The organism is Colwellia demingiae (assembly GCF_007954275.1).
Taxonomy (GTDB): Bacteria; Pseudomonadota; Gammaproteobacteria; order Enterobacterales; family Alteromonadaceae; genus Colwellia; species Colwellia demingiae.
Window position 1 is genome coordinate 236597 of record NZ_VOLT01000007.1, and the last position, 13694, is coordinate 250290.

Annotated in this window: 14 protein-coding genes; 9 read left to right on the top strand and 5 right to left on the bottom strand. The window is 38.8% G+C overall.

From position 1 onward, the window contains the following. Positions 1–54 precede the first annotated feature (54 nt). The 4 genes from nagK to ESZ36_RS14925 all read left to right on the top strand — a co-directional run bounded on the left by nagK (position 55) and on the right by ESZ36_RS14925 (position 4110). A complete protein-coding gene (gene nagK / locus ESZ36_RS14910; protein WP_146789316.1) occupies positions 55–960 on the top strand; it encodes an N-acetylglucosamine kinase in 906 nt (301 codons plus the stop codon). Positions 961–1046: 86 nt separating this feature from the next. After that, positions 1047–2177 carry an N-acetylglucosamine-6-phosphate deacetylase gene (nagA, locus tag ESZ36_RS14915; RefSeq protein ID WP_146789318.1) on the top strand — a complete coding sequence of 377 codons (1131 nt, stop codon included), beginning with the start codon at positions 1047–1049 and terminating at the stop codon, positions 2175–2177. Positions 2178–2277: 100 nt separating this feature from the next. Further along, on the top strand, positions 2278–3585 hold the full coding sequence (nagP, locus tag ESZ36_RS14920) for an N-acetylglucosamine MFS transporter NagP (protein WP_425457400.1): 1308 nt from the start codon (positions 2278–2280) through the stop codon (positions 3583–3585). Positions 3586–3891: 306 nt separating this feature from the next. Further along, the gene (locus tag ESZ36_RS14925) at positions 3892–4110 is read left to right on the top strand and encodes a TIGR02922 family protein (protein ID WP_146789322.1); all 219 of its coding nucleotides are present in this window, start codon (positions 3892–3894) and stop codon (positions 4108–4110) included. Between the two features lie 84 nt (positions 4111–4194). Here ESZ36_RS14925 and ccmE read toward each other — a convergent pair whose 3' ends face one another. The 5 genes from ccmE to ccmA all read right to left on the bottom strand — a co-directional run bounded on the left by ccmE (position 4195) and on the right by ccmA (position 7276). After that, a complete protein-coding gene (gene ccmE / locus ESZ36_RS14930) occupies positions 4195–4722 on the bottom strand; it encodes a cytochrome c maturation protein CcmE (protein WP_146789323.1) in 528 nt (175 codons plus the stop codon). Continuing rightward, positions 4722–4955: a heme exporter protein CcmD gene (gene ccmD, locus ESZ36_RS14935; protein WP_146789325.1), complete on the bottom strand. Its 234-nt coding sequence runs from the start codon at positions 4953–4955 to the stop codon at positions 4722–4724. The genes ccmE and ccmD overlap by 1 nt, the downstream gene beginning before the upstream one ends. 70 nt (positions 4956–5025) lie before the next feature. Next, complete coding sequence (locus ESZ36_RS14940) at positions 5026–5763, bottom strand: heme ABC transporter permease (RefSeq protein ID WP_146789327.1); 738 nt, start codon at positions 5761–5763, stop codon at positions 5026–5028. Next, positions 5763–6416, bottom strand: a complete 654-nt coding sequence (gene ccmB, locus ESZ36_RS14945) for a heme exporter protein CcmB (RefSeq protein ID WP_041737340.1) — start codon at positions 6414–6416, stop codon at positions 5763–5765. The genes ESZ36_RS14940 and ccmB overlap by 1 nt, the downstream gene beginning before the upstream one ends. Positions 6417–6616: 200 nt before the next feature. Continuing rightward, entirely contained in the window at positions 6617–7276 is a 660-nt protein-coding gene (gene ccmA, locus ESZ36_RS14950; protein ID WP_146789332.1) for a cytochrome c biogenesis heme-transporting ATPase CcmA, read from the bottom strand. 335 nt (positions 7277–7611) lie between these two features. Between ccmA and ESZ36_RS14955 the strand changes: the two genes are divergently transcribed. The 5 genes from ESZ36_RS14955 to hemH all read left to right on the top strand — a co-directional run bounded on the left by ESZ36_RS14955 (position 7612) and on the right by hemH (position 13453). Then, complete coding sequence (locus ESZ36_RS14955) at positions 7612–9654, top strand: heme lyase CcmF/NrfE family subunit (protein ID WP_146789444.1); 2043 nt, start codon at positions 7612–7614, stop codon at positions 9652–9654. Beyond that, positions 9654–10202, top strand: a complete 549-nt coding sequence (locus ESZ36_RS14960; protein WP_146789334.1) for a DsbE family thiol:disulfide interchange protein — start codon at positions 9654–9656, stop codon at positions 10200–10202. The genes ESZ36_RS14955 and ESZ36_RS14960 overlap by 1 nt, the downstream gene beginning before the upstream one ends. A 1-nt stretch (position 10203) precedes the next feature. Continuing rightward, positions 10204–10671: a cytochrome c-type biogenesis protein gene (locus tag ESZ36_RS14965; RefSeq protein WP_146789336.1), complete on the top strand. Its 468-nt coding sequence runs from the start codon at positions 10204–10206 to the stop codon at positions 10669–10671. Between the two features lie 98 nt (positions 10672–10769). Then, positions 10770–12080, top strand: coding sequence for a c-type cytochrome biogenesis protein CcmI (gene ccmI / locus ESZ36_RS14970; protein WP_146789338.1), 1311 nt, complete (start codon positions 10770–10772; stop codon positions 12078–12080). A 308-nt stretch (positions 12081–12388) separates the two neighbouring features. Continuing rightward, the gene (hemH, locus tag ESZ36_RS14975; RefSeq protein WP_146789340.1) at positions 12389–13453 is read left to right on the top strand and encodes a ferrochelatase; all 1065 of its coding nucleotides are present in this window, start codon (positions 12389–12391) and stop codon (positions 13451–13453) included. Positions 13454–13694: the final 241 nt, after the last annotated feature.

Sequence of the window (13694 nt, forward strand, 5' to 3'; positions counted from 1 at the left end):
TTTATAGCTAAGATGAAAAAAACGAATAGTTCGAGCAGTTAATATGGGGCCGGTATGCTGACAAGTAGTAACAAAAGCAATAAATTATTTTTAGGTATTGATGGTGGTGGTAGTAAGTGTAAAGCCATTATCATGAATAAAGATAATGAAATACTTGGTACAGGCATTTCAGGTCCAGGCAATCCGTTACATGGCTTTGAACAAGCGACTAATTCAATTACTGAGTCTGCAAAGTTAGCACTTGAAGATGCTGGCCTAGATAATATTGAACTCAATGAACTAGTGGCTGGTGTTGGCTTAGCAGGCGTTAATATCCCGGTGTTGTTTGCGAAGATGGCTTCTTGGCAGCATCCTTTTAAACAGATGCATTTAGCTACCGATTTATTAATTGCTTGTCTAGCGGCTCATGATGGCAAAGATGGCGCTGTTATTATTAGTGGCACAGGTTCATGCGGTTTCTCTTGCGTTGATGAACAGCATACGATTGTTGGCGCTCATGGTTTCCCCCATGGTGATAAAGGTAGTGGCGCTTGGTTTGGACTGCAAGGCGTTAAGCAGGTGTTATTATCGCTTGACGGTTTAGTTCAGCCTACGTCGATGTCAAATGTACTGTTGCAGAAACTTAACTGTAGAGACGATACCGATCTGGTAGAAGCTGTTGCTAGTCAAAAAGCAACATTCTATGCACAGCAAGCGAACTTAGTGTTTGATGCTGCAGAAGCTGGCGATAATGTTGCTTTAGCTATTGTTACTGAAGGTGCGGCGTATATTAATAATATTGCCCGTACTTTAGCGGTAAAAAATCCCCCACGCATGTCTATGCTTGGGGGGTTAACACCAAGGTTGAAGTTTTGGTTAGCAGATGAAATTAAAAGTATGTTAGAAGCGCCCTTAAATGCACCTGAAGTGGGCTCTGTATTTTTTGCGAGGCAGCAACAGGCTAAACAGCAATCTGAGTAATGATTGTATTATACCAAATGGATTAATAAATTAGTCCTATTGGTATAATATCGCTAGCCATTCAACTTGATAATCTAGGACAACTCATGACACAAAAACGCTTTCATGCTCAACGATTCTTTGACGGACAAGCTTTTCTCGATGATCAAGTATTGACCATAGTCGATGGTAAAATTACTGCCATTGACCAAGATATTACTAATATTGATGTTACTGCTACAGGTCTTGTTGTTCCAGGTTATATCGACTTGCAAGTAAACGGCGGTGGCGGTGTATTATTCAATGATTCACCGTCGGTTGATAACTTAAAAACAATCATGCTTGCTCATGCTAGGTTTGGTACCACAGCGATGATGCCGACTTTAATTACCGATAAAATTGAAGTAATGCAGCAAGCTGCAGAAGCTATTGCTCAAGCAATATCTGAAGAAGTCCCTGGCATCGTCGGTATCCATTTTGAAGGGCCGCACTTATCAATTGAGAAAAAAGGCACCCATTGTGCTGATTATATTCGACCTATTTCTGATGATGAATGGCAGATTCTCTCTCGCCCAGACATTGGCCAAATAATTGTAACGCTTGCACCGGAAAATGTTAGCGCTAAAGACGTAACCCGTATGGTTGAGTTAGGGATTAAAGTTTGCCTAGGTCATACTAATGCTGATTTTAAAACTACTCAACAGGCTATTGATGCTGGAGCAAGTGGTTTCACTCATTTATTTAATGCTATGTCACCATTACAAGGCCGTGAGCCTGGTGTTGTTGGCGCAGCACTTTTAAATAATGATACTAGTTGCGGTTTAATTGTGGATGGTTTTCATGTTGATTACGCCAGTTGTAAATTAGCAATTCAAGCTAAACCTCAAGGTAAAATATTCTTAGTAACAGATGCAATGCCGCCTGTTGGCACAGATCAAACCCAATTCGCTTTATACGATCGTACTGTTTATGTCGATAACGGGAAACTTACTTCAACCACAGGTGAACTAGCCGGATCTTCTTTAGATATGGCCAGTGCCGTGCAGAATACTCATCAAGGGTTAGGCATTGAGTTAGGCGAAGCAATTCGTATGGCCAGTTTATACCCTGCACAATACTTATACCAAAACCAAACAGTTATGCGTGGTGAACTCATACCAGGAAACCAAGCTGATATGGTGGTATTGAATGATGATTTATCAGTACAAGAAACCTGGATTGCAGGTGAAAAAATTTAGGTTACTAGGGCGTAGTCTTTTGAAAAAACTTAATTATGAATAGTCATCAGAAGCTATTTCTATTTAAGCAATAATTATAATGCAAGTTAATGAGGAAGTTATGGAAATGTCTTTAACAGAAGAGAAAAAGCAAAGTAATGCTGTACCGATGATTATCGTTGCAGGGCTATTTTTTATCCTAGGTTTTGCTACCTGGTTAAACGGCTCTTTAATGCCTTACTTGCAACAAATACTACAATTAACACCATTTCAAGCATCGTTAATATTATTTTCTTTTTATATAGCGGTTACTTTTACTGCTTTACCTTCTGCGGCTATTATTCGTAAAGTAGGTTATAAAAATGGCATGGCATTAGGTATGGGTACCATGATGCTTGCTGGTTTACTTTTTATTCCGGCAGCTAAAACACAAATATTTCCATTATTTCTATTAGCTCAGTTGGTTATGGGTACAGGACAAACCTTACTACAAACGGCTGTCAATCCATACGTAGTTCGTATTGGCCCTGAAGAATCAGCAGCAGCACGTATTTCTATTATGGGCATTTTAAATAAAGGAGCAGGCGTCGTTGCTCCTATCGTTTTTACCGCATTAATTTTAAGTGGTTTTAGCGATACTGTTGGTACAGAGCTAAGCCAAGTTCAAATTGATGCAATGGCTGATAAATTAATTTTACCTTATTTAGGCATGGCTTTGTTTATTGGTATTTTAGGCTTTGCAGTGAAAAAATCACCTTTACCTGAGCTAGCGAGTGAAGAAGAAGAGGGTGAAAATAAAGGTCACTTAAAAGAAGCACTTTCTCACCCTAATTTAGCATTAGGTGTTGTTGCATTATTTTTGTATGTTGCCGTAGAAGTTATCGCTGGGGATACCATTGGTGCATTCGCCCTTGCGCTAGGTGTTGAAAATTACAGTGTTATGACTTCTTATACTATGGGTTGTATGGTGCTCGGCTATATTCTAGGTATCGTACTTATCCCGCGTTTTATTTCACAACAAAGAGCCTTGATGGTCTCAGCCGTTTTAGGCTTGGCACTTACCTTTGGTGTTATCTTTGGCGATAATAACTCTTTTTCAATAGCTAACTCGCTGTCGTTTATTCTTGGTGGTGCTCAGTTACCTGATACCTTGATATTGATTGCTTTCTTAGTGCTGGCTAACGCTATTGTTTGGCCAGCTGTATTCCCATTAGCCCTTTCTGGCATGGGTAAACTAACCAGTGTTGGCTCTGCTCTGTTAGTTATGGGTATTTCTGGTGGTGCCTTTGGTCCATTATTCTGGAGTTTAGTAAGCGGCACCAGTGGAAAAGCTGTAGACCTTCAAAGTGGCTATATTGTTATGTTGCCTTGTTATTTATTTATTCTATTTTACGCAGTCAAAGGTTGTAAAATGAAGTCTTGGAAATAAGGTGATTTAAACTACGATTTAAACACTGGCAAGAAAACCTCAATACCCTTTGATTCAATATAAATGGTACTGGGGTTTTTTTATCACTAAAATTCAATGGATTAAAGGTACTCAAAGTGAGTAAAAATATATGGTGCGTGAATATTTAAAACATCGACCTCTAGTTGTGCCAAGTATTGACCTACTGGTTTAACCATATTAGTATGATTTTACTGGTTAAGGTCTGACCATTTTAAAAGTGTTGACAATAAAAGTGATTATCAGTTTAAGCAGAGAGCTCGAATATACATTAAAAAGGATTTTATTATGTGTGAAGCTAAAAGGAAAGTTACGGTTATCTATTGTTGTGATAATGAGTTAGCTATGTATCGAAAAACTCAAAGTTTTAATATAAATGCTTATGGAGACATGATCATTCCTCAGGAGTTTAAGCGGGGAAAAACCATAGTGGCTGTCTGCGAAGGTGATATAGATGTCATCAATAGCGTTGGTGATAAGCTTGTGAATGAGTACTGGCATCAATAAATATTGATATCACTTGTACAGTATGAATAAAAAAAGGTGACATAATGTCACCTTTTTTGTGTCTGTCTTTAAACGACTAAGCCACTAATTTTTTTGGCTTTGTAATTGTTTTTCACTGTACGTTGCTTTGTCATGTTTTTTACCAGCAGCTTCAGCTAACTCGGCTGGTATATAGTTTTCATCATGTTTAGCAAGAACTTCGCTGGCTTCAATACTTAAGCCTGTTGGTGGATGTTCTGTCAACGTACCATTCGCTACAATGCCTTGTCCTTCGCGAAATAAATCAGGCAATATTCCTTCGTAATACACAGTAACCATAGGATCACTATCTTTGAAAACGATAGGCATGGCCATATCACTCAATCTAAATGATACTTTAAGGTTTTCAGGATCGCGCTTTACTGAGCCAGGCACTACTAAACCACCGATACGAATGCGTTGGCCGAGACTCGGTTTTAATCCTGTCTCTTTTTTACCTTGGGTGATCTCTGACGGAGTAAAAAATAAATCAATATTCTGACTTAGGGCATATAAAACAAGTCCAGATACGATGCCTATACCAATAAGGATAGAGCCAACTATAGCAAGACGTTTTTTACGGCGTGGGTTCATTATTCAATTACCTCTTTTAATTCTTTATTTTGTTGCTTACGTAGCGCTTTAGCTTGACGAAGCTTATCTTCTCGCTGCTTACGTTTAGCTATTTGTGTGATGATCTTCTGATGACCTGCTTTAGAGCTGATCAATAAAAGGGTAAGTATCAAAGCGGCAGCACCAAAAGACAGCCAGACATAAAAGCCATAACCGCCCATATTGATGAAATCGCTAAAACTATTAAATTGCATTGAGTGCTCTCCAACTACCTTGCTAATTTTATGTATTATTTATAGTGACTATTTTCTGTAATTAGTCACTTTAGTTATTTTTCACTAGTTCGCGCACCCAGGGACGAATGCTATTGCGCGCTAAAATTTCATTACGAAAACGTAGACAAATAATCACACCGACTAATAATGAAAATCCGATAAAACAAAAGATGAATGGCCATAACATATCAAGAGACATTGACGGCTTACCTAATTTACTCACCGTAGACCCCTGATGAAGGGTATTCCACCAGTCAACTGAGTATTTAATGATTGGAATATTTATCACGCCAACAAGCGTTAAAATTCCAGCAGCTTTACCTGCTAAGTTTTTATCTTCAAAAGCGTTATGTAAGGCTATTACGCCTAGATACAAAAACAGTAAAATGAGCTCTGACGTTAAACGAGCATCCCAAATCCACCAAGTTCCCCACATCGGTTTACCCCAAGCAGCACCAGTAATTAGTGCAATGGCAGTAAAGCTTGCGCCAACGGGAGCCATAGCGGCTGCAGACGCATCGGCAAGTTTTAATTGCCATACTAAGCTGCTAAAAGCCGCTACTGCCATAGCAAAATAAATGCCCATGGATAAAGACGCTGCTGGTACATGAATGTAGAAGATACGAAAGCTATGTCCTTGCTGATAATCAGCAGGGGCGAACAATAATGCCCATACTAAGCCAATACTAAGAAAGATTGCCGCAAGGGCGCTTAACCAAGGTAATAACTTATTAGTAAAGTGATAAGACACTTCTGGGTTTGCATAAGGGTGTAACCATTTCCACATCAGTTGGTACTCACTTTTAGGGCGGCCCCAACAGCAAAGGGGGCGAGCGTTAAAGATCCAAAGAATAATGCGGCGATTATAGCAAGTTGACCGCTGTAAGGTAAACCAAGCGCGGCAGTATCTATCGCGCTGGTGGCAAAAATTAATACCGGAATGTATAGGGGTAAAACAAGTAAACTTAGTAATACACCACCTTTTTTGATACCTACGGTAAGTGCAACACCAACCGCGCCAAGTAGGCTAAGTACAGGCGTACCCAACAATAAAGTAAGCAACAATGCGGTATAACTGTGTTCGTCTAAATGCAGGAGCACGGCTAACAGTGGCGCTATTAACAGAAGTGGTAAGCCAGTAATTAACCAATGAGCGAATATTTTAGCCAGCACTAATACAAAGATAGGGTGAGGGCTAAGTAACATTTGCTCAAGTGAACCATCAAGGTGATCCGATTTAAATAATCGGTCTAATGATAAAAGGGTGGCCAATAGTGCTGCTACCCAAATAATTCCAGGGGCAATACGGCTTAATGTTTGTGCTTCAGGGCCAATACCTAAGGGGAAAAGTGTAACCACAATAACAAAAAATAGTAAGGGATTAATGATGTCATCTTTATGGCGCATGGCAATGGTAAGATCGCGTTTTAATACCAACATAAAGGCATGGCGATAAGAGAGCGGTTGTGATGACTGCGCGGTACTTTCTATAGCTGTATTCACTATCACAGTATTCTCTATCAAGGCATTATCTATGAAAGTCTCATCGATAATACTTGCTAAGTTTTCAGTCTTTTGACTCGACTGGGCTTTTAAGGTCATTAGGTTATTTTCTCTAAACGCTCTAAAATGAATGCATATTAATCAACAGCACTATCATAGCTGTAATCTAGAGTGATTTTTTTGATTTGTTCAGGCTTAATGCTAATTAAATCTTGGTGAGTGGTTAAAATAACACAGCCACCACGCTCAGCATGCAAAGAAAATAGTCGCTCTAAACTAGCAACGCCTTGTTTATCTATGGCAGTAAAGGGCTCATCCAAAATCCAAATAGGCACATTACTTTGATATAAACGCGCTAATGCGATACGTCTATGCTGACCAGCGCTTAAATGTGATGCCAAACACTCTTCAAAGCCAGAAAGATTTACTTTGGCTAAATAGGCCAAGCTCTCTTGGGTTTTATTACCATGGAGTGCTAAATTAAAATCAAGATTTTCTTCTGCGGTCATTTCACCCTTTACGCCAGATAAATGGCCGAAATAAAGTAAATTTTGATGAAACTCTTCTCGACAGTGACTTATTAATTGCTCTCTGTATAATATTTGACCATCATAGGGTTGAGAAAGACCTGATAAAATACGTAATAAACTGGTTTTTCCAGAGCCATTAGGACCCTCAACTTGCACTATGTCACCCGCATTTATTTGCAGTGATAATTCATCAAATAATAAGCGTTCTTCTCGAATACAGGTGAGGTTTACCGCACTGATCAAGGGAGTTGAGTTTTTTTTGGACAATGTATTCACTATTCTTTATCAACGTTTTGTTAAAGTCTATAACACTAAGCTAGGAGGCTGAATTCTAGCGTATGTTTGTCGAGTAATTCTTGATATGGATCGTATAATCACTTTGGGTGATATAATACCATAGCCAACATTAACATAGCCCAAGAAACTTGTAACATTATGAAACAACTTGAGTCGTTAATTTACATTAATATTTGAACCTATAAAATGTTAGTATGACGCGATAATTTTTAACCTAATTGGTATTGTTTACTAATTACTCATGGTTAATTGTTTTTTGAAGTAGAGCGGAGAACCCAATGATACCCGATATGGTAGCAACACAAATGCCTGAGCTTATACCTGAACTCGGTCACTTAGCCCTTATAATTGCTTTAGCATTTGCTATTTGCTTAACTTTAATTCCGTTAATCGGAGTTCATAGCCCGGAGCAGAGTTCTTTAAAGAAACTCATGACCTATGCTAGACCACTTGCTTACGGTATGTTTTTCTTCACCGGTATCAGTCTTGTCATTCTTGCCTACAGTTTTGTCGTCGATGATTTTTCTATTAAGTATATCGCCAGCCACTCAAATACGCATTTACCCTATTATTTTAAAATAAGCGCGGTTTGGGGTGGTCATGAAGGCTCACTATTGTTGTGGGTGTTCTCGTTAACTGCATGGACTGCCGCTGTCGCGCGTTTCTCAAAAGACATTGAAGAAGAATTTATCTCCCGTGTTTTAGCTGTTATGGGCATGATTGCTATCGGATTTATCGCGTTTACTTTATTAACCTCTAATCCATTTGACCGTTTATGGCCGAATGTGCCAATGGAAGGTCGTGATTTAAACCCATTACTGCAAGATATTGGCTTAATTATTCATCCGCCATTGTTATATCTTGGTTATGTGGGTTTTGCTGTTGCGTTTGCGTTTGCTGTTGCCGCTTTAATGGCAGGGAAAATGGATGCTGCATGGGCTCGTTGGTCTCGACCTTGGACTGTAGGCGCGTGGATGTTCTTAACTATGGGCATCGCGTTAGGCAGTTGGTGGGCATATTATGAACTTGGTTGGGGCGGTTGGTGGTTCTGGGATCCTGTTGAAAATGCATCATTTATGCCTTGGCTTGTTGGTACTGCTCTGATCCATTCTCTCGCTGTAACGGAAAAACGTGGCACCTTTAGAAATTGGACTATTTTACTCGCAATATTTGCTTTTGGTTTAAGTTTATTAGGGACATTCTTGGTACGTTCAGGAGTGATAACCTCGGTACATTCCTTTGCAGCTGATCCTTCTCGCGGTATCTTTATTCTTGTTATTTTAGCTATTGCTATCGGTGGTTCTTTAACGCTATACGCATTTAGAGCAAGTACTGTGGCAAGTTTTTCTCGCTTCGCATTTTACTCACGTGAAACCGCACTGTTACTGTGTAATGTTATTTTGGTTGTAGCGGCGGTAACCGTGCTTTTAGGTACTTTATATACATTATTAGTTGATGCATTAGGTTACGGGAAGATATCCGTTGGTCCTCCGTATTTTAATGCCGTTTTTGTTCCTATCATGAGTATTTTATTTATCATCATGGGAATAGGTCCCTTAATTCGTTGGAAAAAAGCTAAACAAGGCGAGTTACGTAAAAGACTGTTAAGTTCATCGGTATTTAGTATTGCTTTTGGCTTATTGTTTCCAGTGGTTTATGGTGGCGAGTTCAATGCCTTAGTTGCCATGGGTATTACGTTAGCGACTTGGGTTTTCTTAGTGGTTGTTAAAGAAGTTAAAAACCAATTTCAAACAGTAGGAAAATTAACGACAAGTCATATAGGCATGGCAACGGCTCATGCGGGTATAGCTATCACTATTGTTGGTGTCACAATTGTTTCAATGTATGAAAGTGAAACAAATGTGAAAATGGCACTTAATGAAAGAGTGACTATTTCAGGCTATGAAATTGAGTTCAAAGGCATGAAAAATGTCGAGGGGCCAAACTATAGTGCAGAGCAGGGGCAAATTAATATCTATAAAGTTAATGGTTCTGAGGAAAGTGACTTTGTTGCTTCACTTAAACCAGAACGTCGCACTTACCGTGTACAAACTATGGGTATGACTGAAGCAGGAATTGATCCTGGTTTGTTCCGTGATATATACGTCGCATTAGGTGATCCGTTACCGGGTGGCGCGTGGGCAATTCGTGTGCATTATAAGCCATTTGTTCGTTGGATTTGGTTAGGAGCAATTTTCATGAGTGCCGGTGGTATTCTGTCAATGCTTGATAAGCGCTATCGCCGTAAAAAGCCAGTTGTTGTCAGTTCTCCTGTTGTTGCAGATTCTTTGACAAACGCAGTGGCTGCTAAGTCAGTTAATACTGTAAAAGCATCGGAGATATCGTAATGGGCAAACTGATTCGTTTTTTGCCATTGATATTAGTTATTGCCTTAGGTGTTGTGTTATATCGTGGACTATCACTTAACCCACAAGATATGCCGTCGGCACTTGTTGGTAAAACTATGCCAACTTTCTCACTGAAAACACTTAATAACAGTGAGGAAGTCGTCACGCAGGCAGATCTTCTCGGTGATATTATTTTAATTAATGTTTGGGCTACGTGGTGTCCTACGTGTAAGTATGAACACCCGTACTTAGTTGATATAGCAAAAGACCCTCAAGTTAAATTGTATGGCTTGAACTACAAAGATGAACGAGTTGCTGCGCAAAAATGGCTTCAAGATTATGAAGATCCTTATGTGTTTTCTATCTTTGATGACGAAGGGACTTTAGGTCTAAATCTTGGTGTTTATGGTGCGCCAGAAACGTTCGTTATTGATCATCACGGTATTATTCGTAAACGGTTTGCCGGTGCTATTGATACACGTGTGTGGCGACGTGAATTTGAGCCATTAATTGCTCAGCTAATTGAAGAAAAAAAGCAGGGGAAATAACATGCGCTTACTCAGCATATTTATACTCACATTGGCATTCGCGTGCACTACTAATATAGCGACAGCAAGTCCGGTAGATACTTATGAGTTTAATGATGAAGTCACTAAAATTCGCTTTCAAGCGTTAAGTAAAGAGCTAAGATGCCCTAAGTGTCAAAACCAAAACTTAGCTGACTCTAACTCACCCATTGCAGCTGATTTGCGTCGAGAGCTATACGAGTTATTGCAACAAGGTAAAGCTGATAGTGAAATTGTTAACTTTATGGTCGACCGTTATGGTGAATTTGTTTTATATCGACCGAGAGTTTCTGAGTTGACTTACATTTTATGGTTTGGCCCAGCAGTCTTGATTTTGTTAGGTATTATTGTGGTTATTGTCATTGTTCGCAGGAAACCGGTAGATAAAAAAACCTTGGCTTTATCTTCAGAGCAAAAAGAAAAGCTTAAAAACTTAACAAGCGATAAATAGGTATAACAAGCGGATTCATTAATTCTCACTCAGTGAACAATAAATAAATCCGATTGGTATTACCACTCGATAAATTAAAAGAAGTAGTAGATAGCATTATGGAATTTTTAGTAATAGGCCTTATATTTTTAATTTTATTATTATTGATTGTATGGCGACCTTTCTTTAAACAGAAAACACAAGATATTCGTGTCGATAGTAGCTTGCGTGATGAAACCAATATACGCCTATATCATGAACACAAAAAAGAGATAGAAAAAGACTACGGCGAAGGGGGGATTGATGAGGAGAACTATCAATACCTGTTAGCTGAACTTGATAATACTTTATTGCAAGATATAGAAACTACTTCAACAGAAGAAAAAGTTACCACGACTGTAATTAAGCCGTATTCTCCTTTGTGGCCGCTAGGATTAAGTGTATTTATTATCATTTTCTCTGTGGCGCTTTATAACAAGCAAGGCAGTTACAAAATTCTTACCGAATTACCAGCAGGGCATGGTCAACAAGAAGCTAAATCACAAGAAGAAATGCTAAAGCAGCGTGAAGTTGATGCCATGGCACATATAGAAAAGCTTCAACAACATATTGAATCAAATCCTGAAGATAGTGAAGCCTGGTATAACCTAGGGCAAACTTATGTAGCTGTTGGCGGCTTCGATGAAGCGGTTATTGCATTTACTAGAGTGATTAAAATTGAAGGGGAACACGCTGATATTTTAGGGGCTATTGCACAAGCGCTTTATTATAAAAATAATCAGCAAATCAGTGCTCAAGTACAAGAATATATTGATAAAGCATTAGCCCTGGATATAGATGATCCATCAACCAATATTTTATTAGGGATGCATAACTTTATTGGTGAAAATTACCAACAAGCGGTAATTCATTGGCAGCGTGTTATCGATGCAAATAATCAAGGTGTTAATATTACAGCACTTAAAGAAGCGGTAGCAGAAGCTAATAATCGACTCGGTGTTTCATCAAGTAGCTCAGCAGGTCAGTCAGCAAGTAGTTCAGTAGATACTCCTGCAGATACAGCACAAGCTATTGCAGGACCTCAACTAAAAGTAAGTGTTCGCTTATCTGATGATATTGCTAAGCAATTAGCACAGGGTGAAGACCGCGTAGTATTTATATATGCGGTTCCTACTAATGGTCAGCGTATGCCACTTGCTGCGGTTAAGATGAAAGCGAGTGATTTACCTACTGTAATTGTGTTGAATAATAGCCAAGCGATGAGCAGTGAAAATAACATAGGTAGTGTAGATAAAGTGCACGTGTATGCCATTGTCTCAATGCAAGGTGGTGTTGGCATTAAATCAGGTGACTATAAAGCTCAAGCGCTTGGCATCGATGTTAATCGCAGTGAAACACTTGAATTAGTTGTGAATAAACTGGTTGAGTAACTAGTGCTAATAATACCTGTTACCATTAAAATGTTCGAAGTTAGCATCTTCATTGGTAATGGGTTTATAGCAAATGGATTCATCTATTGCCCAACTTAGAGTTCCAGTAATGAGTTTAACAAGTTTATAGCGGCGTTATCTATTTCGAATAGGGCGCTGAATGGATGCAGGAGCATATTATTCCTGAATAACCATTATATTTATCCAATGCCTGCCTCCAAGACTTTTAATTCTCGCTAAGTGATCGATAAATTAGTCCGGTGAGTATTATATAAAATCAATAACTTAAAATAAGAAGAAAAAGCCAAATGAAATCTCGCTTTAGTGCACGTCAACACAATAGTGATAATACCGCTGATGTAAATAAAAGCTCAACAACGGCAGTTTTATTAACTAATTTGGGGTCACCTGATGAGCCTACAACAAGTGCAGTACGTCGTTATTTACGAGAGTTTTTATCAGACACGCGTGTGGTCGAAATTCCGCGCTTAATTTGGCTGTTAATTTTACACGGTATTATTTTACGCATTAGACCAGCAAAATCTGCCAAGTTATACCAAACTGTTTGGCAAGATGATGGCGCCCCTTTAATATCAATTACGGCGGCGCAGAAAGAAAAAATGGCAACGAAAATTAAATCGCAATACGGTGACAATGTTATTGTTGATTTTGCCATGCGTTATGGAAACCCATCAATTACGAGTGTATTACAGAAATTTCAGCAACAAGGTGTTGATAAAATTGTTGTGTTACCTTTATATCCTCAATATGCAGGTCCAACAACAGCATCCACTTTTGATGCTGTTAGTAAAGAATTACAAAAATGGCGCTATATACCATCGATACACTTTTTAAATACGTACCATAATAATTCATTCTATATACAAGCGTTAGCTGAGACAGTCAAAGAACATGTTGCAAGTTATGGTAAGCCAGAGCGCTTGGTGTTGTCATATCATGGCATGCCAGAGCAATTTCGTAAGTGGGGTGATCCTTATTATGACTTCTGTCAGGAAACAACTTTACTGTTAAAAGGGCTATTACTTGAAAGTGATTTAGGTTTTACTGATGATGAAATTATCATGACCTTTCAATCACGCTTTGGTAAGGCTGAGTGGCTTAAACCCTACACAGATGAAACACTTGAGAACCTTCCTAAGCAAGGGATAAAACACGTTGCTATTATGAGTCCTGCATTTAGTGCTGATTGTCTTGAAACACTCGAAGAATTAATTCACGAAAATAGTGAAGTCTTTTTAGAAGCAGGTGGTGAAACCTACCATTATATTGCTGCGCTAAATGATCGTGATGATCATATTGATGCGTTATTTGATGTATTAGCGCCAACATTAGGGTCGTCCAACCTTAATTAGGTGTTTAATAGGTTAACGAGGAACAAGATTAGTCAGCAGCCAATTCAATAAACTCACTTGCTAAGCCATATAAAACCAGTATACTGTTTTTATATACAGTTAGTGGTGGTGGGTGCAATATGGGTAATCAGAAAAAAATAATTCACATTGAAACGTTATCTGACATTTAATTTCTTGACATCAGTGAGTGACCGAGCGGTAGAGTCTGTAGTTAAGCTGTTTTCTTTGGTATTTAACTAAA

Bases quoted from the DNA above. Each gene is read 5' to 3' on its own strand.
- ccmI (WP_146789338.1), top strand. From the start codon at position 10,770: ATGGAATTTTTAGTAATAGGCCTTATATTTTTAATTTTATTATTATTG.
- ESZ36_RS14925 (WP_146789322.1), top strand. From the start codon at position 3,892: ATGTGTGAAGCTAAAAGGAAAGTTACGGTTATCTATTGTTGTGATAAT.
- ESZ36_RS14965 (WP_146789336.1), top strand. From the start codon at position 10,204: ATGCGCTTACTCAGCATATTTATACTCACATTGGCATTCGCGTGCACT.
- ccmD (WP_146789325.1), bottom strand. From the start codon at position 4,955: ATGCAATTTAATAGTTTTAGCGATTTCATCAATATGGGCGGTTATGGC.
- nagA (WP_146789318.1), top strand. From the start codon at position 1,047: ATGACACAAAAACGCTTTCATGCTCAACGATTCTTTGACGGACAAGCT.
- ESZ36_RS14955 (WP_146789444.1), top strand. From the start codon at position 7,612: ATGCCTGAGCTTATACCTGAACTCGGTCACTTAGCCCTTATAATTGCT.
- ccmE (WP_146789323.1), bottom strand. From the start codon at position 4,722: ATGAACCCACGCCGTAAAAAACGTCTTGCTATAGTTGGCTCTATCCTT.
- ccmB (WP_041737340.1), bottom strand. From the start codon at position 6,416: ATGTTGGTATTAAAACGCGATCTTACCATTGCCATGCGCCATAAAGAT.
- nagK (WP_146789316.1), top strand. From the start codon at position 55: ATGCTGACAAGTAGTAACAAAAGCAATAAATTATTTTTAGGTATTGAT.
- nagP (WP_425457400.1), top strand. From the start codon at position 2,278: ATGGAAATGTCTTTAACAGAAGAGAAAAAGCAAAGTAATGCTGTACCG.
- ESZ36_RS14960 (WP_146789334.1), top strand. From the start codon at position 9,654: ATGGGCAAACTGATTCGTTTTTTGCCATTGATATTAGTTATTGCCTTA.
- ESZ36_RS14940 (WP_146789327.1), bottom strand. From the start codon at position 5,763: ATGTGGAAATGGTTACACCCTTATGCAAACCCAGAAGTGTCTTATCAC.
- hemH (WP_146789340.1), top strand. From the start codon at position 12,389: ATGAAATCTCGCTTTAGTGCACGTCAACACAATAGTGATAATACCGCT.